The sequence below is a fragment of the Streptomyces sp. NPDC050636 genome (assembly GCF_040654775.1).
Taxonomy (GTDB): domain Bacteria; phylum Actinomycetota; class Actinomycetes; order Streptomycetales; family Streptomycetaceae; genus Streptomyces.
In genome coordinates, this window is record NZ_JBFAIP010000052.1 from 1 (window position 1) to 25,424 (window position 25,424).

The 25,424-nt window shown below is 67.7% G+C and carries 21 protein-coding genes and 3 pseudogenes; 17 read left to right on the top strand and 7 right to left on the bottom strand.

What is annotated here, in order from left to right; genetic code table 11:
- Positions 1-273: 273 nt before the first annotated feature.
- On the top strand, positions 274-525 hold the full coding sequence (locus AB0I10_RS28110) for a hypothetical protein (protein WP_363155436.1): 252 nt from the start codon (positions 274-276) through the stop codon (positions 523-525).
- 346 nt (positions 526-871) lie between these two features.
- Here AB0I10_RS28110 and AB0I10_RS28115 read toward each other — a convergent pair whose 3' ends face one another.
- Positions 872-1,558 carry a DUF998 domain-containing protein gene (locus AB0I10_RS28115; protein ID WP_363155437.1) on the bottom strand — a complete coding sequence of 229 codons (687 nt, stop codon included), beginning with the start codon at positions 1,556-1,558 and terminating at the stop codon, positions 872-874.
- Between the two features lie 242 nt (positions 1,559-1,800).
- On the opposite strand from AB0I10_RS28115, the gene AB0I10_RS28120 reads away from it, so the two are divergent.
- The 3 genes from AB0I10_RS28120 (at position 1,801) to AB0I10_RS28130 (ending at position 4,541) form a co-directional block, all read left to right on the top strand.
- On the top strand, positions 1,801-2,973 hold the full coding sequence (locus tag AB0I10_RS28120; RefSeq protein ID WP_363155438.1) for a histidine kinase: 1,173 nt from the start codon (positions 1,801-1,803) through the stop codon (positions 2,971-2,973).
- Complete coding sequence (locus tag AB0I10_RS28125) at positions 2,970-3,668, top strand: response regulator transcription factor (RefSeq protein WP_363155439.1); 699 nt, start codon at positions 2,970-2,972, stop codon at positions 3,666-3,668. Before AB0I10_RS28120 ends, AB0I10_RS28125 begins: the two co-directional genes overlap by 4 nt.
- Positions 3,669-4,076: 408 nt before the next feature.
- A complete protein-coding gene (locus AB0I10_RS28130; protein WP_363155440.1) occupies positions 4,077-4,541 on the top strand; it encodes a GNAT family N-acetyltransferase in 465 nt (154 codons plus the stop codon).
- 471 nt (positions 4,542-5,012) lie between these two features.
- Here the strand turns inward: AB0I10_RS28130 and AB0I10_RS28135 are convergent, their stop codons facing one another.
- Positions 5,013-5,966: a U32 family peptidase gene (locus AB0I10_RS28135; RefSeq protein WP_363155441.1), complete on the bottom strand. Its 954-nt coding sequence runs from the start codon at positions 5,964-5,966 to the stop codon at positions 5,013-5,015.
- 436 nt (positions 5,967-6,402) lie between these two features.
- Between AB0I10_RS28135 and AB0I10_RS28140 the strand changes: the two are divergent.
- From AB0I10_RS28140 to AB0I10_RS28155, 4 genes and pseudogenes are all read left to right on the top strand, one after another.
- A pseudogene (locus AB0I10_RS28140) lies at positions 6,403-6,546 on the top strand (IS21 family transposase); the annotation flags it as partial.
- A gap of 191 nt (positions 6,547-6,737) precedes the next feature.
- Positions 6,738-7,181 carry a helix-turn-helix transcriptional regulator gene (locus AB0I10_RS28145; protein WP_363155442.1) on the top strand — a complete coding sequence of 148 codons (444 nt, stop codon included), beginning with the start codon at positions 6,738-6,740 and terminating at the stop codon, positions 7,179-7,181.
- A gap of 10 nt (positions 7,182-7,191) precedes the next feature.
- Positions 7,192-7,305: pseudogene (locus tag AB0I10_RS28150) on the top strand (VOC family protein); the annotation flags it as partial.
- A 261-nt stretch (positions 7,306-7,566) separates the two neighbouring features.
- Entirely contained in the window at positions 7,567-9,969 is a 2,403-nt protein-coding gene (locus AB0I10_RS28155; protein ID WP_363155443.1) for an excinuclease ABC subunit UvrA, read from the top strand.
- A 211-nt stretch (positions 9,970-10,180) separates the two neighbouring features.
- Here the strand turns inward: AB0I10_RS28155 and AB0I10_RS28160 are convergent, their stop codons facing one another.
- The gene (locus tag AB0I10_RS28160; protein WP_363155444.1) at positions 10,181-11,617 is read right to left on the bottom strand and encodes a hypothetical protein; all 1,437 of its coding nucleotides are present in this window, start codon (positions 11,615-11,617) and stop codon (positions 10,181-10,183) included.
- 610 nt (positions 11,618-12,227) lie between these two features.
- Here AB0I10_RS28160 and AB0I10_RS28165 point away from each other — a divergent pair.
- Positions 12,228-13,049: a MerR family transcriptional regulator gene (locus tag AB0I10_RS28165; protein ID WP_363155445.1), complete on the top strand. Its 822-nt coding sequence runs from the start codon at positions 12,228-12,230 to the stop codon at positions 13,047-13,049.
- A 191-nt stretch (positions 13,050-13,240) separates the two neighbouring features.
- Here AB0I10_RS28165 and AB0I10_RS28170 read toward each other — a convergent pair whose 3' ends face one another.
- On the bottom strand, positions 13,241-14,215 hold the full coding sequence (locus tag AB0I10_RS28170) for an aldo/keto reductase (RefSeq protein WP_363155446.1): 975 nt from the start codon (positions 14,213-14,215) through the stop codon (positions 13,241-13,243).
- Between the two features lie 109 nt (positions 14,216-14,324).
- Between AB0I10_RS28170 and AB0I10_RS28175 the strand changes: the two genes are divergently transcribed.
- Positions 14,325-15,230: a TauD/TfdA family dioxygenase gene (locus AB0I10_RS28175; RefSeq protein WP_363155447.1), complete on the top strand. Its 906-nt coding sequence runs from the start codon at positions 14,325-14,327 to the stop codon at positions 15,228-15,230.
- Positions 15,231-15,320: 90 nt separating this feature from the next.
- Here the strand turns inward: AB0I10_RS28175 and AB0I10_RS28180 are convergent, their stop codons facing one another.
- Complete coding sequence (locus AB0I10_RS28180; protein WP_363155448.1) at positions 15,321-15,938, bottom strand: TetR/AcrR family transcriptional regulator; 618 nt, start codon at positions 15,936-15,938, stop codon at positions 15,321-15,323.
- Positions 15,939-16,061: 123 nt separating this feature from the next.
- Between AB0I10_RS28180 and AB0I10_RS28185 the strand changes: the two genes are divergently transcribed.
- On the top strand, positions 16,062-16,973 hold the full coding sequence (locus AB0I10_RS28185; protein ID WP_363155449.1) for an alpha/beta fold hydrolase: 912 nt from the start codon (positions 16,062-16,064) through the stop codon (positions 16,971-16,973).
- 194 nt (positions 16,974-17,167) lie between these two features.
- On the opposite strand, the gene AB0I10_RS28190 is transcribed toward AB0I10_RS28185, so the two are convergent.
- A complete protein-coding gene (locus AB0I10_RS28190; RefSeq protein WP_363155450.1) occupies positions 17,168-17,767 on the bottom strand; it encodes a TetR/AcrR family transcriptional regulator in 600 nt (199 codons plus the stop codon).
- A 70-nt stretch (positions 17,768-17,837) separates the two neighbouring features.
- On the opposite strand from AB0I10_RS28190, the gene AB0I10_RS28195 reads away from it, so the two are divergent.
- The 4 genes and pseudogenes from AB0I10_RS28195 to AB0I10_RS28210 form a co-directional block, all read left to right on the top strand.
- The gene (locus AB0I10_RS28195) at positions 17,838-18,668 is read left to right on the top strand and encodes a class I SAM-dependent methyltransferase (RefSeq protein WP_363155451.1); all 831 of its coding nucleotides are present in this window, start codon (positions 17,838-17,840) and stop codon (positions 18,666-18,668) included.
- Positions 18,669-18,847: 179 nt separating this feature from the next.
- Positions 18,848-19,129, top strand: coding sequence for a hypothetical protein (locus tag AB0I10_RS28200; RefSeq protein ID WP_363155452.1), 282 nt, complete (start codon positions 18,848-18,850; stop codon positions 19,127-19,129).
- Between the two features lie 634 nt (positions 19,130-19,763).
- Positions 19,764-20,132 carry a peptidoglycan-binding protein gene (locus AB0I10_RS28205; protein ID WP_363155453.1) on the top strand — a complete coding sequence of 123 codons (369 nt, stop codon included), beginning with the start codon at positions 19,764-19,766 and terminating at the stop codon, positions 20,130-20,132.
- A 316-nt stretch (positions 20,133-20,448) separates the two neighbouring features.
- A pseudogene (locus AB0I10_RS28210) lies at positions 20,449-20,709 on the top strand (MFS transporter); the annotation flags it as partial.
- A gap of 81 nt (positions 20,710-20,790) precedes the next feature.
- Here AB0I10_RS28210 and dacB read toward each other — a convergent pair.
- A complete protein-coding gene (gene dacB, locus AB0I10_RS28215) occupies positions 20,791-22,440 on the bottom strand; it encodes a D-alanyl-D-alanine carboxypeptidase/D-alanyl-D-alanine-endopeptidase (protein ID WP_363155454.1) in 1,650 nt (549 codons plus the stop codon).
- Between the two features lie 688 nt (positions 22,441-23,128).
- Between dacB and AB0I10_RS28220 the strand changes: the two genes are divergently transcribed.
- Both AB0I10_RS28220 and AB0I10_RS28225 read left to right on the top strand, forming a co-directional pair.
- Complete coding sequence (locus tag AB0I10_RS28220; protein WP_363155455.1) at positions 23,129-23,662, top strand: hypothetical protein; 534 nt, start codon at positions 23,129-23,131, stop codon at positions 23,660-23,662.
- Between the two features lie 110 nt (positions 23,663-23,772).
- Positions 23,773-24,888, top strand: a complete 1,116-nt coding sequence (locus AB0I10_RS28225) for an NADAR family protein (RefSeq protein WP_363155456.1) — start codon at positions 23,773-23,775, stop codon at positions 24,886-24,888.
- The last annotated feature ends 536 nt before the right edge of the window (positions 24,889-25,424 follow it).

A 25,424-nucleotide genomic window follows, 5' to 3' on the forward strand; every position in this document is an offset into this window, starting at 1 on the left:
AGCGCCGCGTGCGCTTCTGGTCGCCGCAGTCCGGCATGGGAATGGGCGGGCCGACCAACGGCCGAGTGCGGGCGCCCGTCAAATTCTCCCTGGAAGGCCAGGCGGGCGGCGAAGCGTCTCGGTGGCCGCCCGGCCACACCCAGGCCCGCGGCCGCCGTCCTTGCCGCGGCCCGCGCCCGCCACGCCGTCCTCCGTTGCTGAGGGGCATTGCGTCCCGCCCCGCCAAGGGGCGGGTCCCTGCTGGATCCCCGACGCGACACCAGGAGAGACGCCATGCCCATCGATCCCATGCGCGCGCTGGAGGGCTACCTGCGCGCCCAGACCTACCCCGCCCACCAAGTCGAGCCCGAACCCGCCCCCATCGTCGAAGATGACGCCTGCCCCTCCCCCACTCAAAAGACCGTCCCCAGCCGCTCGTCGGCGGCGGAGTCGCTCCGCAGCGTCCTGCGCATGCCCAGGGCACTGGCCCGGCTCCTGCCCCTGTGGCTCAGGCCGTCCACCGCAGGAAAGGCCCGGCGGACATGATGACGCCGCCCCTCTTCGCCGCGCACACAGAAACCAGCTCCGCACAGTGCAGCGCGAATTGGGGCGGCAACCGTCCCAGCCCCCGTCACGTCGGCGAGGGGCACCCTTGACCAGAGCCACGACCCGCACCGGAAAGCCGGTGCGCCGACCCCACTCCAGCTCCTACTCCAGCCCCCACTCCCGCTTCCGGCCGACGGACTGACGGCCCGTAACCGCAAGCCGCCGCAGCAGCGCTACAGCTCCGTGCGCCGGGCCCCTCAGGACACTGGCAAACCTGATGGGGAGACCCACCCCAACCAACCATCCAGCCAGCGCCGCCTCATACTCGCAGCCGGCTGCCCAACCCTCACCCGCCCGCGCTCCCCGATCGGCCGGCACGGAGTATCACGAGGGCCATGAAAAGCGCCCACGCATCCAGCGCGAAAGCCGCGCCCCGCTCCAGGACGCCCAAACCAATACCAGGATCGTACTGACCAAAGAACATCCACGCCGAAACAACCCCCGCAGCAGCTATAGAGAAAGTCACAGGACGCAGTCCACCGAACAAAGAACCCCGCGGAGCGAATCCGGAACAAACGAGTCCGATATTACCCAACACCATAATGAGAAGTGCACCCAATACATGAAGGTCCTCGCCGATGTCCGCGGGGACAAGTCCGACCAGGACCCACCCGCCGGTATTGATGAGAAACAGAATCCGGGCACTTGCCGACAACCGGCTGCGGCCCCAACAGGCACCGGCCAGCAACATGCCGGCGAGCAGCAGTACGCCGTGGACGACGAAGGAGGTGTTCATGGCGTAGTGCAGCGGTGAGCATACATACCGAGGCCGGGAGACATCCCAGGTCTGGCAGTGGACGTTGCCGAGGTCGCTGATGTTGTAACTCGCCCAGCTGTAGGGCGTGCGCCAGGCGGACTCCACTATCAACTGGACGACGAGGAACTGCACGGTGGCGGCTATCCATGCGCCCGCACCGATCCTTGCGGCCAGGGAGGTGCGGTTTCCGGAGTGCGACGCGGGTTTCGATTTCACGACTTCCTTCCAGGGCCTCGAATTGAAGCATTTTCGTTCGCACAACGTTCCCAGTCGACGATGTGCTCGCGCATCGCTGTGCCGGGGGAAATCCGGGCTCCCTCTGCAGCGGGAGCCCGTACTGGCTCTTTCGGGGGAGGTGCACCGCGGGGCCCGAAGGTACTGTGCAGGCCGTGAGCAAATTGATTCGGTCGCTCTGCAGCAGGGCCGTGTACCGGGGTTGGACATACACATTTATCGGCGTGGCCTTGAGCCCGCCGCCGCTGATCGTGGCGTTCGTCGCGGCATCGCCGAAGTGGCCGGCCGCGCTCCGTGTCGTGGGATTCAGCCTCGGGCTGTGCGCAATGCTCGTGGCCATGGGTGCTCCTCGCACGGCGCGCAAGGAGTGCGTGCGGCTGGCCAACCGGCTGCTGGGCACCGGTCTGCCAACCCCGCTGGAATCGCCGGCGTCCCCCTGGGCGAACCGGCTGCGGACGTCGGTGTACCTGGCCGCACACATGGCAGTCGGTGCCGCGGTGACCACGGTGACCTGCCTGTTGGTCTTCGCGGCCGTCGTGTTCCCGTCGGTCTGGCTGAGCGGGGGTGGCCCGGTGGCGAGTTTCGGATGGACCATCGGGGTGCAGCACGGGTGGCAGGGCCTGTGGGCAGCGGTCGTCTCCGCCGTATGTCTGGCGCTCGCCGGGTACATCGCCACCGGCGGCGCGGCGGCCCTGCGCGTACTCGCACCGGTCCTCCTCGGCCACCGGCCCGCCGAGCGGCTGGCCGCCGTGGAACAGCGGATGAACCTGCTCGCCCAACGCAACCGACTGGCACAGGAGTTGCACGACTCCATAGGGCACACCCTCACGGCATCCACCATCCAGGCCGCCGTCGCAGGGGAACTGATGGACAGCGACCCGGACGCGGCCCGACGTGCCCTCAGCAGCATCGAGGAGACGTCCCGCGCCGCAATGGACGACCTCGACCACGTCCTCGGCGTCCTCCGCGAGGACCAGTCGCCCACGACACCCCAGCGCACCCTCGCCGACCTCGGCCCCCTGACCGAGCGGGTCCGGCAGGCAGGCGCCGGACTCCGCGTCGAAACCACCGGGGACCTGGCCCATCTCCCGGCCACCGTGTCCCGCGAGGCGTACCGGATCATTCAGGAGGGCCTGACCAACGCGCTGCGGCACAGCGAGATGGCAGCGATCAGCCTCCGCGTCGCCGCACAGGACGGCTGGCTGGAGGTCGAACTCATCAACCCCGTCAACGCCACGGCACGCTTCCGCCCCGGCAGGGAACGCGGACACGGACTGACCGGAATCACCGAGCGGGTGCGGCTCCTGCGCGGTGAAGTATCCGCCGGTCCCACGGACGAGCGCGGCGGCACACACTGGCGGCTGGCCGCGCGAATACCGCTACGGTCGGCGCCATGAACACGTACAGCGAGCCAACTGCGGCCGCCGACCGGCCTATTACCGTCCTCATAGTCGACGATGAGGAGCTCACACGCACCGGACTGCGCGCCCTGCTGTCAGCCAAACCCGACCTGGACGTCATCGGCGAAGCCGCCGACGGCACCGATGCACTTCCCATGGCCGAGCAGCTACACCCCGACGTCATACTGATGGACGTACGGATGCCCCGAATGGACGGCATCGAAGCGACCCGACAACTGCGGACCACGCTGCCCGATCCGCCGAAGATCATCATGATCACCACATTCGAGAACGACGACCACGTCTATGACGCGCTCCGGGCCGGCGCAAACGGCTTCATCCGCAAACGGGCGCCCTCCCAACAGATCGCGCACGCCATCCGGCTGGTGGCCACCGGCGACTCCGTACTGTTCCCCGACGCCATCCGCACCCTGGCCGCCAGCCGACCCATACGGCGCGATACCCACACCGCCAGAGCTGCCACACTCACAGGCCGGGAGACCGAAATCCTGCAACTCATAGCGAACGGGCAATCCAACCAAGAAGCAGCCACGCAACTGCAGGTAAGCCTGGAAACCGTCAAAACACACGTAGGCAATGCGCTGACCAAACTTGGCGCTAACAACCGCACCCAAGCGGTAGTCCTAGCCTACGAAGCAGGCCTCATCGGCCCCCGAACAAACAACCATTGACCAACCCGCCCGCATCTACGAGGACGGGACCGGATCCCTGTCGTGTAGCTGACGCGTAGATGACGAGCACTTCATCGTCGTTGCCCAGTTCGTCCGGCCCAACCCGTCACCGGGCTCCTGCGGTCGGCGGCTTCCGGTTCCCGCAGCTTGGGCCGGGCTCAAATGACCAGGTGAGCTACCCAGTTCGAGGTGCTGTTCAAAGTGCTGTTCGAGGTGCTGTTCAAGGTGCCATTCGAGGCCGGGGTGTCCCGTCCCGTCCACTCTCGCCCCTGTCTCACGTGACCTTGTCCGATTCGCCCTCCGCGGACAAAACACGGTGAGACAGTCGACAACAGTGCCCTGTCGTGCATGTCCAGGCACTGAAAAAAGGGGGAGCCGGACATGATCGGGGCACGCGAGACTGACCCGATGACCACAGACTTCCACGTGCGCCAAGCCCGCGCCGCCGATGCCCCCGTTCTGGCCCGACTGCGCTGGGAATTCAAGCAAGAGGACCACGCAGGAGACCCTTCCGCTCCGGTTCGGTCCATGAAAGAGGCGGAGCAGTGGATCCGGGAGCGGCTCGACAGCAGACGTTGGCTGGCCTGGGTCGTTGAAAGCGGAGGAGAGATCTGCGGGCATGTCTTCCTCCACCTGATCGAGAGAGTGCCCGAGCCCTACGAGGACAACACCCCCGTCGGTTATGTGACGAACTTCTATGTCGCCCCTTCCCAGCGCAACCGTGGCTTCGGGGCTGCCCTGCTGGATGCTCTGAGGCTGCACGCTCAGCACCACGGCATGGACACCCTCATCGTCTGGCCGTCCGAACGCAGTGTCCCGCTCTACCAGCGGGCCGGGTTCCAACCGCCGGTCGAGCTGCTGGAAGCAGGATGAACTGGAACGCCCTAAGGACCCAGCCGCAGCGTGCATCGCCGGCTTCGACGTCACCCATGAACAAGAGCGACTGATACTCCGGGCCGTCGTTGACTACTGGTGGGCGCCGTTCATGTGGGCAACCGCTCGCCACGAGCTCCCACTCTCCCAGCATCCGGCAGCTGACCTGACGCTCAGAGTTCCCGAGATCTCACACCCGGTCTGAGGGAAGGACATCATCGGCATGGTGAGAAGCTACCGTCCGCCGTCAGCACCGCCGTGCCAATGGCGGCCGACGAACAGCACCTTGTCCGGAAGGCTCGGAACCTCACATCGGGCACGGAACCGGAGTGTCGGCGCCCCGTAGTTGGCAGGACTCGCCAACTACGGCGCTCAGCCAGGTACAGGAGTCCCAGCCGGGGTATCAGCCGCACGCGTCAGCCCGTCGTGCCGCGGTTGCGGTGACAGTGGCAGTGGCAGTGGCAGTGGCAGTCACGGCCCGGCAGGAGATGGGGCCAGATGCTTCGCCCCATCGGGTGGGCTCTGGCGAGCCTGCGGATAGTGGCGTTCCATGAATTCCGCGGTGATCTCCATTTGCCGGAGCATGTCCTCGGTCTGCTGCGGTGTCGCCCTGGTGCTGTGACCAGCCAGCGCGCTGCCGCCCGTCTTGAGGTAGACCGGAGATGCCACACGTACGAAGTCCGGCGCCTCGTACGTGCGGATGAACCCACCGGAAGTCTTGGTGTTGTCCACGTGCACATCCAGCGGGATCTCCACGGCCTTCCGCAGCGCCGCAATCATCGGAAGCGTCAGATCACGTACCGGGTTGACACTGTCTGCCCCGAGCTCCTCCAGCACCTGGGCGGCCGCGCCGTTCCCCAGCCCGCAGTGTGCGGAGATCTTCAGGTGCGTGTCGTGGGGAATCTTCCCGGCGGCCCGCAAGCGGCCGAGTACCGACAGAAGGCCCTCGTCGTGAAGGATGAACCCGCGCACTCCGACATCGACCGCCCGCCTCACGTCCTCAATGGCACGTACGAGCTGCTCCTGCCCGCGCAGCCGGTACCCGACGCGGACACCCTCTTGGGTCTGGACCGTCGCGCCGATGTCATAGATGGCACGCGGACCCACCGACATGAGGATCTGCGCACCGTACTCTTGCCCGAGGGCGACATAGTCGCGGATCTCACCGAGTGTGTGCCGGCTCAGGCCGAAGGTCTCAGTGACGCGGTTGATCGTGAACCCGCGCTGGACACTCTGTGACAGCAGCGTCTCCACAGCCTCCACGGTGTTGACCGTGGGAGCCTCGAACCTCCAATGACAGCCGTCCGGGAACGTCCGCTCAGAAACCATCGCGTTTGTATCCGGATCGCTGTCGGGAACCCCCAACTCGCGTAGCCATGCGCGGGTTTCCCCAAACAACATGTTCACTGCCGGGTTGCTCCTCACACGTGAATTGCCCAACAGCAAGGGATCAACTACCGGGGGGCGGCAGACGTTACGGCCCAGCTGAGGTCTTGATCTCGATGGCGGGCGCGATGACCCGAACCGCGTGGGTTGCGCGGCCGACAGTTGGTCGGCTCGCGCGGCGTTCCAGGCCGTGGCCTGGCTCCGATTCGTAGTGGGTCAGATCTGGGTCAGATCAGGGTCAGATCGTCGGCCCGTAGGTCGGCCACTCCGGATCTCGCTTGCGAGGCCGTTCGTCCGCGCGACCGCACCGGCTACGACCGGGACCTGTTCCATCACTGGATCGACGTCGGTCACGACGGCTGCAGCGCACGGCTTGTCTGCATACTCAGACCGATGGCGGTACGCGATGTCCCTGGTGCGGCAGGGGCTGACCTCTCGTGGTTCTCCGAGAGTTGCCCCCTCTTGGGCGTTGGCGTTGGCGTCGGCGTCGGATCGGCCGCCGAAGTACGAACGTGCGCCGTGGGGTTCGGTCGTTGATCCGGTCGAGCCGCAGACGCAGGTCCTGTTACGGGCGTGGCCGACGATGCCGGCGCCGGTGATCGCCGAGCGCATCAAGTGGCCGTATTCGTTGTCGCCTCTGAAGATCTGAGAAACGGCTGGCGCTGATTCCGAGATCACTACCTGCGGCGCCGTGCCTGCACCGATCAGAACGGTGGATGGGATGGGATGGGGTGAGGTGGGATGAGGTGGGGTGAGGTGGGACGTCAGCGGCGCTAGGCAGCTCCGACGCGACGTGGCACGATCTTGCAGGTGACCAGAAGAGCCGCCACGGCGCAGCACTTGCACGACCTCGCGCAGCTGCGCCGCGTCCGCGACCGGATCGACCGGGAGTACGCGCAGCCGCTGGACGTCGAGGCGCTCGCCCGCGGCGCGCACATGTCGGCCGGGCACCTCAGCCGCCAGTTCCGACTCGCCTACGGTGAGTCACCGTACGGCTACCTCATGACGCGGCGCATCGAGCGCGCGATGGCGCTGCTGCGTCGTGGCGACCTCAGCGTCACCGAGGTCTGCTTCGCGGTCGGCTGCTCGTCGCTGGGCACCTTCAGCACTCGCTTCACCGAGCTGGTCGGTGTGCCGCCCAGCGTCTATCGGCACCAGGCGGCGCGCTCGACGGCGGGGATGCCGTCCTGCGTGGCGAAACAGGTGACCAGACCGATCAGGAATCGAGAAGCGTCGGGGCCGAGCCGCGCCTAGCGTGACTGCCATGGACATCACCATTCACGCGAGATTCCTCCTGCACAACGACCCGGACGCCTCCCTGGCCTTCTACCGCGACACCCTCGGCTTCGAGGTCCGCAACGACGTCGGATACGACGGGTGATCGGCATCCAGAAGCGGCGCTGAGCCGTCCGCTTGGTAGCCACCATCACCACCACCGACCCCGACCCCGACGGCAACGTCCCCGAGCTACCCCGCCGGTTGCCTGACGCCTCGGCGGGCACGTGGCGTGGCCTAGGCCCATAGGCTCCACGGGCCGAAGCGAAAGAGAACCAGCCGTCCTGCTCGAAGCTGGTTAGATCGATCCAGGCGATGCCGGCCGAGACCGCGAAGGCGGCCCCGCGTAACAGATGGAGACACGATGAGCACGGCCAAGAGGACGGACACACAGTCGCCTGCGCTCCACGGTGCCGACAGCCACGATTTGATCCGCGTGCACGGCGCGCGCGTGAACAATCTCAAGGACGTCAGCATCGAACTCCCCAAGCGCCGGCTGACGGTGTTCACCGGCGTCTCCGGCTCGGGCAAGAGCTCGCTGGTGTTCGACACGATCGCCGCGGAGTCGCAGCGGCTGATCAACGAGACCTACAGCGCCTTCGTGCAGGGCTTCATGCCGACGCTGGCGCGGCCCGAGGTCGACGTACTCGAAGGGCTGACGACCGCGATCATCGTCGACCAGCAGCGGATGGGTGGCGACGCCCGCTCCACGGTCGGCACCGCCACCGACGCCAACGCGATGCTGCGCATCCTCTTCAGCCGGCTCGGGAAGCCGCACATCGGCCCGCCCAGCGCGTACGCCTTCAACGTCCCATCGGTCCGGGCGAGCGGTGCGATCACCGTCGAGCGCGGTGCCAAGAAGGCGGTGAAAGCGACGTTCAACCGCACCGGCGGCATGTGTACGCGCTGCGAAGGCCGGGGCACGGTCTCCGACATCGACCTCACCCAGCTCTACGACGACGGCAAGTCGCTCAACGAGGGTGCGCTCACGATCCCCGGCTACAGCATGGACGGCTGGTACGGCCGCATCTTCAGCGGCTGCGGCTTCTTCGACCCGGACAAGCCGATCCGCAAGTACACCAAGAGGGAGCTGCACGACCTCCTCCACAAGGAGCCGACCAAGATCAAGGTCGACGGTATCAACCTGACGTACGAGGGTCTGATCCCGAAGATCCAGAAGTCGATGCTGTCCAAGGACATCGACGCACTGCAGCCGCACATCCGCGCATTCGTGGAGCGGGCGATGACGTTCACCGTCTGCCCCGAGTGCGACGGCACCCGGCTCAGCGAGGGGGCCCGGTCGTCGAAGATCAAGCGGATCAGCATCGCCGACGCCTGCGCGATGCAGATCAGCGACCTGGCCAAATGGGTCCGCGGTCTCGACGAGCCGTCGGTGGCGCCGCTGCTCACCGCACTGCAGCAGACCCTCGACTCGTTCGTGGAGATCGGCCTCGGCTATCTCTCGCTCGACCGGCCATCGGGCACGCTGTCGGGCGGCGAGGCGCAGCGCGTCAAGATGATCCGCCACCTCGGTTCCTCGCTCACCGACGTCACCTACGTCTTCGACGAGCCCACCATCGGCCTGCACCCCCATGACATCCAGCGGATGAACGACCTGCTGCTGCGGCTGCGGGACAAGGGCAACACGGTGCTGGTCGTCGAGCACAAGCCCGAGGCCATCGCGATCGCCGACCACGTCGTCGACCTCGGCCCCGGCGCCGGTACGGCGGGCGGCACCGTCTGCTTCGAGGGCACCGTCGAGGGGCTGCGGGCCGGCGGCACCATCACCGGCCGCCACCTCGACGACCGGGCCTCCCTCAAGGAGACGGTGCGGACGCCCTCCGGCAAGCTGGAGATCCGCGGCGCGACCTCCAACAACCTGCAGGACGTCGCGGTCGACATCCCGCTCGGGGTGCTCTGCGTGGTCACCGGCGTGGCCGGCTCCGGCAAGAGCTCGCTCGTGCACGGGTCACTGCCACAGCAGTCGGGGGCCGCCGGCGCGGGTGTGGTGTCGGTCGGCCAGGGCGCGATCCGCGGTTCGCGACGGAGCAACCCGGCGACGTACACCGGCCTGCTCGACCCGATCCGCAAGGCGTTCGCGAAGGTCAACGGCGTGAAGCCGGGGCTGTTCAGCGCCAACTCCGAGGGTGCCTGCCCCACTTGCAACGGCGCCGGCGTCATCTACACCGACCTGGCGATGATGGCCGGTGTCGCCACCACCTGCGAGGAGTGCGAGGGGAAGCGGTTCGACGCATCGGTCCTCGAATACCACCTCGGTGGCCGCGACATCAGCGAAGTGCTCGCGATGTCGGTGACCGAGGCCGAGGAGTTCTTCGCCGACGGTGAGGCGAAGATCCCGGCCGCCCACAAGATCCTGTCCCGGCTCGCCGACGTCGGGCTCGGCTACCTCAGTCTCGGCCAGCCGCTCACTACGCTGTCCGGCGGCGAGCGGCAGCGGCTCAAGCTGGCTACCCACATGGCCGACAAGGGCGGTGTCTACGTCCTCGACGAGCCGACCACCGGCCTGCACCTCGCCGACGTCGAGCAGCTGCTCGGCCTGCTCGACCGGCTCGTCGACTCCGGCAAGTCGGTCATCGTCGTCGAGCATCACCAGGCGGTCATGGCGCACGCCGACTGGATCATCGACCTCGGCCCCGGCGCCGGCCACGACGGCGGCCGCATCGTCTTCGAGGGCACCCCCACCGACCTCGTCGCCGCCCGCTCCACCCTCACCGGCGAGCACCTCGCGGCCTACGTCGGCAGCTGACCGAGGCTCGCGGGCACCATGAGACGCAGGAAGCGCCGGGCCGACTGATCGATGCCCCGTCAGGCCCGGCGCGAGTTCCCGTCTGACCCGGCATGGGTGCGGGTGACTGCTGCGTGGCTGAACGGGTGCGAGTGCATGAGATTGATGACGACGAGGGGCAGCGACCAAGGGCGGGAGGGGACGACCTGGCCGGTCGCCCCCCGCGCCGCGACTATCGCGAGTTCGGGCTCTGCGGCGACACCTCGTCAATTCCGCCGCCCAGCACCTGTGCCCGCTGGTCCCAAGCGGAACCGGACGGCGCCGGCGGCTTGAATGTGATGCTGTACCCGTTGTTCTCCTCATGTTCCTCGATCTTCGTGGAGGAGTACCTCTGCCTGGTGTCCACCAACGGAATACCGAGGAATGAGACTTCGAGGCCGGACTGCTGCTCCAGTTTCCGCACATGCTCGCTCACCTTGCCGCTCGTGTAGTTGAGCTGCAGTTCGGGGAGCTGGCTGATCGCCAGGTACCGGAGCACGCCGATGCCATCGTCCGTCGGGTAGGGGTCGAGCACCCAGCTGCTCACGTCCTTGCCATGGTTCTTGATGGCTTCCTGGATCGGATTCAGCGTGAACCATCCGGTTCCCGTGTCTTCCTGATAGTCAGTCGGCCCGAGGTGGACGGCATTGACTCCCCTGAAGATGACCTTCACGTCGCAGGTGCTGCCCTCCTCGTTCAGGTCGTACAGAGAATAGTGAGCACTCCCGCCCACCCCGATGCTGAACAGGTCGAACAGCGGAATGGTTCCCCCGGCCTCTCCGTTGATGTCAAGGTCCGCTTCCTGGCGCCTGTACTTGTTGATCTTGAGCTTTACTTCAACGGAGTTCTTCGGATTCGCCAGAGCCGCATCGATCTGCGACATTTTTTCCCGGATTCCGAACCCGACGCGCGTTACCTTGTCACTCGTGACCACACCTCCGTTGTCAGTGGAGGGGTGCTCAGTGTTCCTCTTGAGCCTGGTCAGCGTGAACGAGGCGTTGAGCTGCTTGTTGAGCAGTCCGAGGATCGGGACCAGCGCGCCGAGGTAGTCCGAGATCAGAGGGAGGAGCTGATCTGCCGAGTACGGACGGTTCGGAAGGTGGTCGCTGAGGTTCTGGATAACCTCCTCGGTCAGCCGGATGCCCTTCACTCCGGCCCACTGCGTCAGCTTGTAGGAGAGGATGTAGTCGAGTTTCGTCGTCTGCCCGGAGGCGGTCAGGTCCGTGATCGTGCCGTAGATCTGCTCGTACTGGGCTACGAGATCCTGCCCCTTTTGCTGGACCTTGATGGTGTACTCCGACTTCCTCGCCTGGTCCTCGGATGAGAACTTGTATCCGAGCGAGTTGAGGTAGCTGTCGTACAGATTGCTCAGCGGCCCCCCGAACGCCGCATGAGGCTCCCCCGGCGCCGCCGGATTCCCCTCCCCCTTGTGCCACACCATCGTACGGTTGAGGTAATCCCAGGTTTCGCGAAGAAGGAAGTTTTCGGAGCTCATGTAGTTATACGGGAAGTGTCCGTTCGAGCCGACATCGATCGCCGACATTCCCTTTTCATTGAGCAGACCCTCGGCAGCAATCCTCATGCTCTGATAGATCTTGTCTTGGACTGAATTGCCTCTGAAGTTCGCCATGCGGATTCCCTTCTCAAGGTGATTTCTCGGGGCAGGATGCACCTGTCACGGACATATTCCCGAAAGACGGCCGAAATATCACCAGTCGACCACCCCGCCAGGCACAGGACTCTTACAGGTGAAACACCGCCGCCGAACGCGCGCCGACCCGGTCATCGGCAGCGCCGGTTTCCTCGGTGCGTGGGATCATCCAGCGCCCGCCGCGGTCCCACCGGCTGTTGAGGGATATCCGGTCAGAGCATTACCGCTGCTACCCGGAGTTGTCGAAAACCGGAAAGCCGGCGAGATGATCACGATCACCCACGTGGACACGTGCAGGCTCTGACTGTGCGTCAAGTCTTCGTGGCCTGGCGGCGGCGTAACTCCGTCCGCGGACGCCTGCTGCGCACAGATGCAGTTGGGCTCTGCGATCAGCAGCGAGGGCTAAGACCATGTCCTACACGGTCCAAGAGGATGCCTCACGTGGCGTTGTCTCGTCACGGACTGCTCGCTCGACGGCACTCCATACAGCTGCGCCGATGACGCTGCTACCCCGCGTTCTTGCTGTTCCTCGGCCGCCAAGTAGCTTCTTGACCCTCACACCGTGTCAGGTGGTCAGCTCGGAGACATCATGTTCACCATCGGAGACTTCGCCCGGCACGGCCGCGTGTCAGTCCGGATGCTGCGTCACTACGACGCGACCGGCCTGCTGCGCCCGGCCCACACCGACCCTGCCAGCGGCTACCGCCACTACACCGCCGCCCAGCTCGCCCGCCTCAACCGGATCATCGCGCTCAAGGACCTCGGATTCACCCTCCAGCAGGTGCAGGACATCGTGGACGAAAAAGTCAGCGCCGAGGAACTGCGCGGCATGCTGCGGCTGCGGCGGGCCGAACTGGAGAGCGCCGTGGCTGCCGCAGGAGCACGGCTGGTTCAGGTCGAGGCGAGACTCCGAGCGATCGAGAGCGAGGGGCACATGCCCACGAACGACGTTGTCATCAAGAGCGTCCCCACCGTCCGGGTGGCGGAGCTGACCGCAACCGCCGCGAGTTTCGAGCCCCAGGACATCGGCCCGGTCATCGGGCCGCTCTACGCCGAGTTGTTCCAGCGCCTGGGCTCGGCGGGTATCACGCCCACGGGCCCCGGTGTCGCCTACTACGAGGACGCCTCGGAGGGCGGCGGCAGGATCAGCGTCCACGCCGCCGTGCAGGTCTCCGCCCCTCTCCAGGACGGCGCGTTCCGAGTCCTCGACCTGCCGTCCCTCGACCAGGCGGCGACTATCGTGCACCGCGGCTCGATGGACACCGTGCTCCCCACCGCCCAGACCCTGGCCCGCTGGACCGACGCCAACGGCTACCAACCGACCGGATACCCCCGCGAACTCAACCTGGAGTGCCCCGAGAACCGCGACGACTGGGTGACGGAACTACAGGCACCGATGACCCGGGCCTGATCAATCGCGCCCCAGCCTGACCGGTGATCACGTTCGGGCAGCGGGATACCGCAACGGTCTCCCGCTGCCCCTCCTCAGTCTTGAGAGCTTCTTGTAGCAGGTCAGGGCGGCGGCGAGGCCGAGAAAGGCGAGGAGTGTGAGCCGGTTCGCTCGTATCGGATGGTGAGTTCGGCGGTAGCTGAACAGCCAGTTCACTTCTCCAACCGGGACAGGTCGGGTGCGCGGGCGCCTGCCGCTTCCGGGACCGCCTCGGTGATCGACCGCACCTGTTCGGCGGAGAGTTGGACGTCGAGAGCCCCGGCGTTCTCTTGCAGGTGTCCGACTCGGCGCATTCCCGGAATGGGGATGACGGTGTCCCCTTGGGCCAGCACCCAGGCGAGGGCCAGCTGAGCCGGTGTGCAACCAATGTTCCCGGCGAGTTTCCGTACCCGGTCGGCCAGTGCGAGGTTGGTCGCGAGGTTCGCTCCCCGGAAGCGGGGTTGGTCGCGTCGGATGTCGTCGACGGCCAGTGTGCGGACTGATGTGATGGTGCCGGCGAGGAGTCCGCGGCCGAGTGGTGAGTACGGCACGAGGGCGACCCCCAGCTCCCGGGCGACGGGCAGGATGTCCCGTTCCAGGCCGCGGGTCCACAGTGAGTATTCGCTCTGCAATGCCGCGATGGGCCCCACTGCACACGCGCTGCGCAGAGTCTGGGAACTCACCTCCGACAAACCGAGATAGCGGACCTTGCCCTCGGCCACGAGTTCCGACATGCCGCCGATGGTCTCTTCGATCGGCACGTCCGGATCGCGCCGGTGCAGGTAGAACAGGTCCAGGTAGTCGACGCCCAGGCGGCGCAGGGACGCTTCGCAGGCTCGCTTGGCGTACCCCGGCGTCGAGTTGACCCGTCGGTCCCTCGGGTCACGGCCGCGTACGACGCCGAACTTGGTGGCGAGGAAGACCGTCTGACGACGGCCGGCCACGGCTCGGCCAACGAGCCGTTCATTGGTGTACGGGCCGTACATGTCGGCCGTGTCGAGGAAGGTGACACCGAGGTCCAGGGCCATACGGATGGTGGCCATCGACTCGGCCTCGTCGGCGGCTCCGTAGAACTCCGACATGCCCATGCAGCCCAGGCCCATAGCCGACACCCAGGGGCCGTCACGGCCCAACCGCCTCACCCGCATCCGGCACCACCCCTCAGCAGCCCGGCGTCAGCCTAGGGCCTGTCCGGATGCCGGCGGAGGGCCTGTTTCCGCCTTCTGCCGGACCGGCGCCCACTCCTACCCTCGACCCATGCTCCGAGACGCCGCGAACGGCTGGACGCAGCAAACCTTCGCCTCCCACTCGGACTTTCGCCTGCCGTACTTCCGTGATCACGCGGCGCTGGCCCGCCGGGTGCGTGACGCACTTCTCGAAGGACCGGGCTTCACCGTGGTGACCGATGTCCCCGCCACGTCCATGGGGCCTGCTGACGCGCAACGCTTCTGCGAGTCGATGCTCAGCCACCTGGGCGAGCCGCTCCCGCAAGGCCATGGCGGGGACACCGCCCTGGCCTGGCTGGTCCGGGACGAGGGTGTCTCGGAGTACACCGACGACCGCCGTTTCCACGAGAATGCCTACACCTCCAAGTCGCGCGGCTATCTGCACCTGCACAACGACCAAGCGGTCAGGCCCTTCGGCCAGGAGCCGGACTGGATCGCCCTTCTCACCCATCGCAGAGCCGCACAGGGCGGCGCGTCCGTCCTGGTCGACGGCTGGGCGGTCCACCGCATTCTGCAGGAGGAGTTCCCCGGTGAACTCGCCCTGCTGAGCTGCCCCTTCGCATTCGACCGGCGTCATGTCACGCCCCCGGGAAGGGCACCGGTGGTGTGGGCGCCGGTCTTCGAGGTACGCCCCGACGGCCGCGTCCACGTCCGGTGCAACGTCACAAGGATCGAAACCGCCGCCGAGCTGACCGGCGAGCCCCTGTCGTCGGCGAGACGCTCGGCCGTCGACGCCCTGAAACACGTCGTCGCCCGCCCGGAGCTGAGCGTCACAGTCCTGCTGGAGGAAGGCGACTGCCTGATCACTGACGACCGCAGAATTCTGCACGGCCGTACCGCATACGAGGACCACCATGACGTCAACCGCCGACGCTGTCTGATTCGCGTCATGCTCCGACAGCATGGCCTGGTCGACAGGAAAGCCCCTGGCCGGTGATGCCGGGCCTTGCGCGAAGCGGGTGAAGGGGAAATGAACCCGTAGGGTGGCTCCAACCGCTGTGACCGAGCGCGCTACTTGGTGGGACTCTCAGTCGTTGCGTCCGCCGCCTTGGAAGATCCGGTCCAGTTGGTGTTCCAGGACGGCGGCGGCGGACTCCGTGCTGCGCTGGCCGACCAGAACGCTGGTGCCCAGCCCTGCCGACAGGGCGAGCAGGCTGATCGCCTCCAGCCGTGGGTCCAGATCCGGCTGGGTGAGCCGCATGTCCCGTGCCTGCCGGAGCAAGCCGGTCACGGCCTCCTCTGCGGCGTCGGGATCCTTGACGAAGGGCTGGGCGGCGAGCGTTTCGTCGGTCACGGACAACACGGCGTACGCGGTGTAGACGAGGTGGAAGGTGCGGCTTTCCTCGTCGGTCGGCAACGCCGTCATGAGGATTGCTTCGATCTTCGCGCGCGGCCCGGGATCGTCCCCGACGGCGCGGACCCGTGCGGCGACCCGCTCGCCGAATCCGGCCGCCAGCTGCTGCAGTCCGTGGAGCAGCAACTTCTCCTTGGTCTCGAAGTAGTACTGCACCAGCCGCAGCGACACCCCGGCCTCCGCAGCCACATCGCGCATCCCCACCGCGTGCAGCCCGCGTCGTCCGGCGACCCGGACCAGCGCCTCGGCGATCTCGGTGCGCCGTTCCTCGTGGTCCACGCGCTTGGGCATCGGCCGTATCTCCGCTCTTCGGTTCCTGGCTCCGGGCCCCATCGGGGACCTTCATGATACAGCCGTACCATCAACGTGGTACGGTCGTACCACGAAAACGGATACTCCCGGAGGTGGCCCACCGTGCCCGAGACCACTACCCGCGCCCGCTCCGATGTCGGCCGCTATGTGAACGACGCCTTGCGCGACCGGTACTTCACGGCCTGCGACGCGGTCTACACGATGGGCGCACCCATACGTGCGGAACTCGACGTGGAGACCAGCTTCGGGACGACACACGTCTACCGGTACGGCCCCACGGACGCCGCCGCCGAATCCCGTACCCCGATCGTGTTGGTGCACGGCGCAGGCGGCTGCTCTGCCATGTGGTACCCGAACACCGCCGCGCTCAGCGCCGACCGGCCCGTCTACGCCCTCGACACTCCCGGCGACCCGGGCCGCAGCATCCAGCGCGAGCCCATCCACCAGCCCGAACTCGCCGCCCAATGGCTGGACGAGGCGCTCGCCGGCCTCGGCCTCGACCGTGTCCACCTCATCGGCTCCTCCTACGGCGGCTGGCTCGTACTGAACCAGGCGCACCGCAAACCCGGCCGCCTCGCCTCGGTGACTCTGCTCGACCCCGGCGGCCTGGAGAAGGTGGGCCTGCGGTTCTTCGTCTGGATCTTCGCCAGCCTCTTCGCGACCTTCGCGCCCAAGACGCTCCGCCCGCGCCTGGCAGCCTGGCTGGAGCAGCCGGTCCTCATCGTGCCCGAGCTGCGCACGATGATCAGGTCCGGTGTGCGCGCCTACCGGATACGGCGCCCGGCGCCACTTCCCCTCAGCGAGGACGAGCTGCGCACCATCCGTACCCCGCTCTACCTGCTACTCGGCAAGCGAAGCCTCCTCGTGCACCCGAAACGCCAAGTGGAGCGCGTCCCGCGCCTGATACCGGGCGCCCGCGCCGAGATCATCTCAAACACCGGTCACGGACCGCAGATCGACCACGCCGAGCTGGTCAACAGCCGGATGCTGAGCTTCATGGACTCCGTCTGCTGACGACCATCGGAGCCGAAGGACCACGGCGTCGGACGGTCACTCATGAGAATCACCGTGCACGACGATCGCCACTCTCGACTGCATGAAGGCCAGTTCCAAGGCTGGGTCCAAGGCCGGCTCCAAGGCCGGTGCCAAGGCCGGCTCTTCCGCACACCGGCACCCGATCCTCGGGTGCGGACTTGCTGCTGGGCCGTTCATCCCAGCGGTTCTTGCACAACGCCGGCGATGACCGCGGTCACTACCTTGCCGACGGCTCCAGCCTCTGGACGGGTGCCTTTCCGGTCGGCGAAGAGCATGTGTCCGGTCCCGATCAGCGTGGGGGCGAGCATGTCGACGTCGGCATCCGGCACGATGCGGCCGAGTTCGCGCTCGGTGGTGAGGTAGGAGGCGATCATGGCCGTCGCTTCCGTCAGTACCGGGATGCCGGTCGGCGTGGTCCGGCGGAGCCGGGCGCGCAGGTCATCCCGGGAGGTGACAAGGCCGACGATCGCCACAGCCACGGCCCCGAACAGGTCCGTCAGGGCACCGGTGAGGTTGTCGGCGACGGTGCCGGTCCCGGCCGAGTCGCGCAGGGCGGCGGCCTGGTTGTCGATCCGGGCGATGCGGTCCAGCACCAGCTCGGCGAGGAAGGCGTCGAAGTCGGCGAAGTGCCGGTGCAGGACGCCTTTGGCGCAGCCTGCCTCCGTGGTGACCGCCCGGCTGGTCAGCGCGTTCGGCCCGTCCCGGTGCAGGACACGCTCGGCGGCGTCGAAGAGCTGCTCGCGCGCGTCGCGCATGGCCACTCCTGTCGGCATACCGCGTCTCCCTCCTTCTTTCATCGGTCCACCCGTTGACGAGTGGGCATGTGCCCACCATAGTGGGCGCATGCCCACTATACCGCCGGAGCGTGCACGCCTTTCCGGCATCAAGCCTCATCAACACCGGCGGGCGGCGGAGTCATTCGGCTCGGACGCCGAACGCTATGACCGGGCCCGGCCCCGCTATCCCGACGCCATGGTGGACCGGATCATCGCCGGCAGCCCCGGGCCCGACGTCCTCGACGTCGGCTGTGGGACCGGCATCGCCGCCCGGCAGTTCCAAGCGGCCGGCTGCACGGTGCTCGGGGTCGAGCCCGACACGCGGATGGCCGGCCTGGCGCGACAACTCGGGGTGGAGACTGACGTAGCGACGTTTGAAGCCTGGAACCCGGGCGGCCGGGAATTCGATGCGGTCGTCGCCGGCCAGGCCTGGCACTGGGTAGACCCGGTTGCGGGAGCGGCCAAGACCGCGCAGGTGCTGCGGCCTGGTGGCCGGCTGGCAGCGTTCTGGAACGCCTTCCAGCTTCCGCCCGACGTAGCGGAAGCCGTCGCAGCGGTCTACCGGCAGGTGCTGCCCGACTCGCCGTTCAACCTCCAGGCGACGACGAAGCAAGCCCTGGACGGGTACCAGGTGCTGTTCACCAAGGCCGCCGACGGGATCCGAGAGGTGGGCGGGTTCGGTGCCCCGGAACAGTGGCGATTCGACTGGGAGTGGTCCTACACCCGGGACGCATGGCTGGACCAGATGCCCACCCATGGCAACCTCACCCAGCTCCCGTCGGACAAGCTGGCGGAGGTGCTGGAGGGCGTCGGGGCCGCCCTCGACGCGAGGGGCGGCAGCTTCACGATGCGTTACGCGACGGTGGCGGTCACCGCGACGCGCACCGGCGCCGCCTGATCCAGGGGGCAGCCTGCCTCAGCCATCCGACGATCTGGACCGTCTGACTGCTTTTCTCACCTCTTTTCTCACCTCAACACGCAGAACGTGACAGGGAACGCAGCACCGACCTCGACGCCCTGCCCGCCCAGAGCCCAACCGGGCGCGGGGGCGACCCAGGTGCAAATGACGCGAACGGCGTGCAACGTACGCCCGATCTCGCAGTGCTCCGCGGCGTCCTCCCCGTCCTGCGTTCCGTCGCCGAAGTCCCCCGGCCTCGGGAATGCGCACACAGCGAAGAGCACCCGAAGCCGCGGGACGCGAAGTTCCTATACGAAATCCCGCACTTCGACGCGCCGCGGGAATTCCCGCCGCCGGAGAACACGATCAGCCCGGAAGCCTGGACCTGCCCACGGTTCATCGGAGAGCTCCCCGACAAGGGCAGAGAGGAGCTGGAGGACTTGGCCGAGGACGAGGGATAGGACGCTTTCTCTTGGAGCAGCGGCAGGCCTGGGGCAGCCTTTGGCCGGCCTCACGCTTGAAGTGGACCCGGATACATCGATAACCAGCTCGCTCGTGCCGCTGCCGGGGAACTGGCCGTACGTGCAACTGGCAGTAGCACGCCTCGACTTGCAGACGGACGCGCGCAACAGCCGTTCGCGGGCCGCGATCCAAGAGGGTTGGCACAGGCTGTGAGGGCGTGCTACGCAACTGGTCGCGGGGGCCGGGCGAGGCTCGAACGGTGAATTGCTCGTGGCCTCGAACGCAGGCAACTGGGGGGAGTTCTCCCGTCCCAACCTGAGCCTGATCATCCAGGCGGTGAGAGCGCAAGCGGGACAGAACTTCGCGCACCGGCCCGGGTTCTGCTGGAAGGACGACGCCCACGGCCGGGAATTCGCCGAATCGGACAGAACCCACACAAGGTAGGCGTGGGTGGTGTGGATAGGTGCGTATAGATGTGTCTATATGAGCACGCATTATCACGCGCAGGAGTGAAATTCGGGCAATGGGGCGTGGCGGCATGTTCCGGGCGCCAGTATTTCCCTGCGGCGATTGGGGACGGCCGCCTTGCCACGCGTATCCGATACGCGTCGCCCAAGGGAGGGAATTGCTTTCATGCTCTCGCGTCAACGCACCTCGGTAGCGGCAGCGACCGCACTGGCCGGGCTTCTACTGGCGGCGGCACCCACCGTCGCCCACTCAGCAACACCAACATCCGCACCGGCAAGCACCGCCACACAGTCGGCATTCGATTACTGCGGCTACTACGACGGCTCCCAAACGACCCAACGCGGTGACTACGGCGACCGGGTTCGGGAGATCCAGTGCCTCATCAACTACTGGGCCGGAGGTGATGCGCTCGACGTTGACGGGCACTTCGGCCCACGCACCGAGGGCTGGGTCATGCACTTCCAGGACGCGTACGGCCTCACGGTGGACGGCATCGTCGGTCGGCAGGCCTGGGGAGCGCTGCGCGCGCTCTGACTCCCGCTCCTGAACGCGACATCGCCCTCCTCGGCCCAGTTGGGACTAGGAGGGCGATGTATGTTGCCGCCCGAATTCGCCAACACCGCCCTTGCGTGTGGGGTGCAGGGCCGTCCTGCAGGGCCCAGATGATGTGCCTCACGCAGAACTAGTTTGGGGATGCAGAACTACTTTGGGGATGGTGACAGCGCCCCGGGAAGACAGACTTCATCGGGCCCAGGGAGCTGACTCTGGCCGGTCAGTTGGTCGCCGAGAGGGCTGCGGCGGTAGAGGACCTGCCGTCCGTCCCGCGCCCGGGTGACAAGGCCGGTGGCGTATCTTCGCTGGGTTCTCGGCCGTCTGGACCTGCCTGGCGCTCCTCCTTACCGGTCCGGTCTACGGCCTGGGCGCCGAGGCAGTAGGGATGCTCGCTCTGGTAGGCGCGGCGACCATGTTCTGCACCCCACTCGCCGGACGCCTGGTGGACCGCCGGGGATCCGATCCGGTGAACCTGGTCTGCACGCTCGGGATCCTCGTTTCAGCCGCAGTCCTCGCCGCGGGCACCCGGGGCGGCGCACTGGGTCTGGCCGCCTTGATTCTGGACGTGACGGCCGCTCGCACCCCACCGTGCGGATGCCCTCGATCGACCGCGATTCAGTACTCTCAGTCCTCCCGACTCTCAGTCTTCCCGCCGCGCCGCCGCCTCCTGCAGGTATGCGGAGACCATGGCGAGGTCGTTGGCGATTCCCCGTACTCCGTCGATGTCGGTCGTGGGGGTGGCGGCGCCGTTGACGCCGGCGTAGAAGACGTCGAAGCCGCCGTTGCCCGTGTCCAGATAGCCGGCGATCGTGATGGCGCCGACGCCGAGGCGGTCGTTGAGCGCGTCCAGCCCGACGACGGCGCCGGTCTTGGCGAACACCTTTCCGCGCGCTGGGCAGTTACGGCAATTGTTGGCCAGCAGGCCGTCGACGCCGAGGATGGGCAGCGACTCCCGGAAGCGCTTCGCCTCGGGGGTGCGCATCCAGTACGTCAGCATCTGCACCTCGGCCTTCGGCGTGGCCCGGTCGACGGGGTTGCCGCCCCGGCCGTCCAGGAGCTGCACCTGTTTGTGGTCGACGCCCGCGCGTTCCAGGAAGTCGGCCAGCACCGGGAAACCGTCCATGCAGTCGTGGCTGCCGGTCTTGGTCGCCATCAGGCACATACCGAGGTTGGCGCCCAGGTTGTGGCTGACCTTGAGGATGAGTTCGGCGTACTCGGCGTAGGGCGGGGAGGTGTACGCGGCCACGCGTGGCCGGCCCTCGTACGTGTCGGGCAGCCGGCCGGCCGGGTTGGGTCCCGTCGGGTCCGCGGTGACCTCCACCCCGGCTCGTTCGAGCGCCTCGATCAGCGCGGTGCGGCCGAAGGCCGCCGGGTCGGCGATGTCGGACACGCGCAGCATCGGGTCGGCGCCGGCTGCGATGGTGCCGGACAGCCGGATCCGGGTGCCGTCGTCGGAGGCGGTCACCGCGATGTCGGTCGGCTCGCCCGCTGCCACGGTCTTCACGGTCGACGTGACGCGGTACGGGGCGACTTTCGGCCGCCAGTCGAGCTGCGCGGGCTCGCCGGGGTGGTCGCCTGGGGTGGTCAGCAGGTCGATGAGATTGTCGTTGATGATCAGCGGGGTCGGGGTGGGATCGAGAACGGGCTCGGGCCGGAAGAGCCGGTCGTCGACGATCACATTCCCGTTGACACGGGTGATGCCGGAGCGCCGTACCTGCTGCGCGATCAGGTCGATCCCGGCAAGCGGGTTCTCCGGGGTGAGCGTGGCGCCGGGGAAGTCGTTGGCGTACGTGTGGTCGAGGTCGGTGAAGGCGACCGTGCCGTCGGAGCGAGTCCTGCCGCCCATGGTGAGGTCGCCCTGGGCGACCAGGTCGAGATCGCCGTCCAGGGTGCTCCCGTGCCGCTCGCCGACCGCATGGACCGGCGTCTTGAAGCGATGGGCGCCGCCGAGGGTCTGCCATGTCCCGGACACGCTGAACAACTTGGCCGTCGACCCGGGGATGAAGAACTGCTCGGCGAACCGACTGTGGACCGCCCGCCCGCTGTCCGGGTCGCGCTGGAGCAGGCCCCACTGGGCATTGCGGTACTCCGGCTTCCGCATGATCTCCGCAATCCGCGGATCGAGCCGGTCGGAACCGACGTCGCCGGGCGGCGCCCTGACTTCGGGCGCGGCAGCCCAGACGGCTCCGAGCAACAGGGCGCAGCATCCGACGATGAGGAGCCGAAAGGAGCGGGAATCCTTTCCTCTGACCACAGCATTCCCCCTTCGCCTCGGCGGTCTCCTGCCCACGGGTTAGGTATGGACCTCGTGGGGCGCCGGACGGGCGGGGCGGTGGCGGATATCGCTCGATCGGCGCAGCGCATTCGTCGGAATGCACTGCGGGAACGCATGTGGACCACATGGCAACCGACGCCACCCGACCACGCCGCTGCCGCGCAGTACGCGTACTCGGGTGCGGCGGAGGCCGTAGTCTCGGCGCTGGCCGGGCCGCGCACAGCACCGTTCGAGCTGACCGACCTCGTTGCCGCGACACCCCTCCCCGAGCCCGGCGCAGGTGTCGGCCATACGTCCAAGAGCGCCACCGACCAGACGCTCAAGCCGCTGAATCCGCACGGGTGCCCGGGCTGTGACGAGTCCGTGGGGACCGCCGTGTCCGTACGCGCCGTGACCGTACGCGCCGTGTGTGCCAACTCCCGTCCGGGCAGCGGGCCGTACGATCAAGAGCCGGGCGGCCCGCGCGCTGTCTGTGTTGTGCGCCGCGGGCTTCCTCACTGCCGTAAAGGATCGAATGATCGAGAGGAAGGTTCCGCCGATGAGTAGCGACGAGCAGAGGCCCATGGCAGACGGGCAGGCAGCGGAGCAGGTACGACAGCCGCTCTCAGAAGCAGAAACAGAAGCAGAAGCAGAAGCAGCCGAGCCATGCGGCCAAGTCCCCTCTGTTGAGCCGGAGTTCACCGGGCGATCCCACCGGGGACGGGTGCGGCGGCGGACGGCACTGACGGCAGGGGCGGCGGTCGTCGTCGCGGGGGCAGTGGCCGTACCGCTGTCCATGGACCGTACGCATGGGAAGAGCGACGAGGCGGTGACGGCAGCCTCCGCAGCGTGTGTGCGGTCCGCCGCGCAGGAGATCGCCTCGCGCCGGGCGGCCGGCTACCAGCCGGTGAGCGGGAGGTTACGGCCCGGACGGATCCACGTGGACGACGGCGCCACCCGCAGCTCCGGCTTCCGCTTCGAGGTCGACGACATGCTGGCGCACGGGCCGGTGTCATCCCGAGGGCCGATAACGGTCTGGTACCCAACCTCCGAGGTGCAGCTTCCGGCTCCCGGCAGATACGTCCTACTGCTGGCTGCGGCGCCGCGCCCCCGCACCAGCGGCGAGCGGCTGTACGACATGGCGCCTGAGCAGGTCCGCCGGATCGGCGACGATGGAAAGGTGCGGCTCGACTGCGGGAACGGCGGCGAACGGGCCGTGGTTCCAGGGCAGTTGCGTGCCCGGATCGCGGCACCGTAGCGGCAACGACCCGACTGGAATGACCTCACTGAGCAGCCTGTCGAGCGTGTCGGTGGTGTGGAAGCTCAGCTGCGGCGAGGCACCAGAGGCGAGCCCTGCACAATGACAGGATGATCGGCAACCGGATCACCCATCGCATGGCGGACGGCGTCCGCATAGCCGGCACCTGGCGGCACGGCTTCATCTGCAACGGCGGGCGCTTCTTTCTCACCGAGCTGTTCATCTACGCGGACGGGCTCATCGACTGCTGGGGCCTGGTCACCCTCGACGAGTTCGAGGGGAAGCTGCACGACGGCTGGGTGGCCACCGCCTTCCCGGACGGCGCCGAGGCCTCCGTCCACGGGCTGGGCGGATGGAAGTTCAGCAAGCCGCGCACCTGGCTCACTCCCGAGTCGCTGCTCGCCGAGGTGCGGGACACCATCGACCAACTGAACGGGCGTCCCGACTCGACAGACCGGTGTCTGGCAGCAGTTGACGTGTTCCTCGCCGACCGCACCGAGGAGAACCGGGCCGTCGCCCGCGCCGCCTATCTCGCGATCCCGGAGTCCCAGCGCCACTACGCGCTCGGCGACATGGACAGCATGGACTGGCCGCTCCAGGCGCTGGTGGCCGGGCCGGGCGGCGAAATGGAGAGCTGGTCCGACGAACCGGTCTCGCAGGAGGAGTACGGCGAGGCCGTCGCCTACTTCGAGGAGCGGGCCGAGTGGATCAGCGAACGGCCGTCCCGGGTCCCGGCGGACGGGCCGACGACCCCGCACGCTCCGGCGGTCCAGCTCTACCACTCGTATCCGCGGCAGCGAGTGGACGACCCGGGCACCGAGGGCCTGCGCAACGACTACCCCGCGCCCGTCGACGTCGAGGGTGTCACCTACCCTTCGGTCGCCCATGCCTACTGGGCGCTGTCGGCCGCCGACCCCACAGCACGGGCCGCGATAGCGGCGGCGGACACTCCGTACGCCGCTCGCGGACTCGCCGCCGACGCCACCCGCCGCGAGGGCTGGGAACAGGCCCGCACCGCCGTCATGACCGGCCTCCTGCGCACCAAGTACACCCAGCACCCCGACCTGGCCGAAATCCTCCTGGCCACCGACGACGCGACCCTCATCTACGACGATGCCGACTCCGACTTCTGGGGCGACAACGCCGGCCGCGGCCGTAACTGGACCGGCCGCCTCCTCGAACTCGTCCGGTCCGAACTGCATGCGCGGCAGGCCGGGATCGGGTAGGCGGGCTGGGCTGGTCAGCGTCGGGGCGGGGCAGGGCAGGTCGGGTCGGTCGGGGCGGGGCAGGATGAAGACCACGGTTCGGACACCGGCCTTGAGCTCTGGCACGTACTTGTAGATGGTCCGCGGGGAGCGGAAGCCGCGCGCTCTGCGCTCAATGGGTGTTCTTGTCGCACGTCCGCGGGATGCATCCGGAGCCCGGCGTCGACGGCCCTCAGGGTGGACGACGTGGCCGGCGAGCACGCCGACCGAGGCCGGGTCACCGGCCGGTTCACGCAGACCGCCGTTGGAGGATCCGTGCCGCTCCCTGCCGCCGCCCGCGCACGTTCCAGGACACCCCGGGCGGCCCGCGTCGTGGCCGGCGCGTTGACCGCAGTCGCCCTCGCGGCCAGCGCTCCGGCCGCCCCGTCGGCCGTCCAGGCGGCTTGGCCCGGCGGGTCCAGACCACTGGCCTGGCAGGCCTGCCCGGCCACCAAGCCGATTCCCGGAATTCCTGGTGTTCCCGGTGCTCCCGGTGTTCCTGGTGGCTCATCCCTCCG

Coding starts and splice junctions, on each gene's coding strand:
- AB0I10_RS28165 (WP_363155445.1), top strand. CDS start 12,228: ATGTTCACCATCGGAGACTTCGCCCGGCACGGCCGCGTGTCAGTCCGG.
- AB0I10_RS28225 (WP_363155456.1), top strand. CDS start 23,773: ATGATCGGCAACCGGATCACCCATCGCATGGCGGACGGCGTCCGCATA.
- AB0I10_RS28110 (WP_363155436.1), top strand. CDS start 274: ATGCCCATCGATCCCATGCGCGCGCTGGAGGGCTACCTGCGCGCCCAG.
- AB0I10_RS28205 (WP_363155453.1), top strand. CDS start 19,764: ATGCTCTCGCGTCAACGCACCTCGGTAGCGGCAGCGACCGCACTGGCC.
- AB0I10_RS28125 (WP_363155439.1), top strand. CDS start 2,970: ATGAACACGTACAGCGAGCCAACTGCGGCCGCCGACCGGCCTATTACC.
- AB0I10_RS28190 (WP_363155450.1), bottom strand. CDS start 17,767: ATGCCGACAGGAGTGGCCATGCGCGACGCGCGCGAGCAGCTCTTCGAC.
- AB0I10_RS28195 (WP_363155451.1), top strand. CDS start 17,838: ATGCCCACTATACCGCCGGAGCGTGCACGCCTTTCCGGCATCAAGCCT.
- AB0I10_RS28130 (WP_363155440.1), top strand. CDS start 4,077: ATGACCACAGACTTCCACGTGCGCCAAGCCCGCGCCGCCGATGCCCCC.
- AB0I10_RS28180 (WP_363155448.1), bottom strand. CDS start 15,938: ATGCCCAAGCGCGTGGACCACGAGGAACGGCGCACCGAGATCGCCGAG.
- AB0I10_RS28170 (WP_363155446.1), bottom strand. CDS start 14,215: ATGCGGGTGAGGCGGTTGGGCCGTGACGGCCCCTGGGTGTCGGCTATG.
- AB0I10_RS28160 (WP_363155444.1), bottom strand. CDS start 11,617: ATGGCGAACTTCAGAGGCAATTCAGTCCAAGACAAGATCTATCAGAGC.
- AB0I10_RS28155 (WP_363155443.1), top strand. CDS start 7,567: ATGAGCACGGCCAAGAGGACGGACACACAGTCGCCTGCGCTCCACGGT.
- AB0I10_RS28175 (WP_363155447.1), top strand. CDS start 14,325: ATGCTCCGAGACGCCGCGAACGGCTGGACGCAGCAAACCTTCGCCTCC.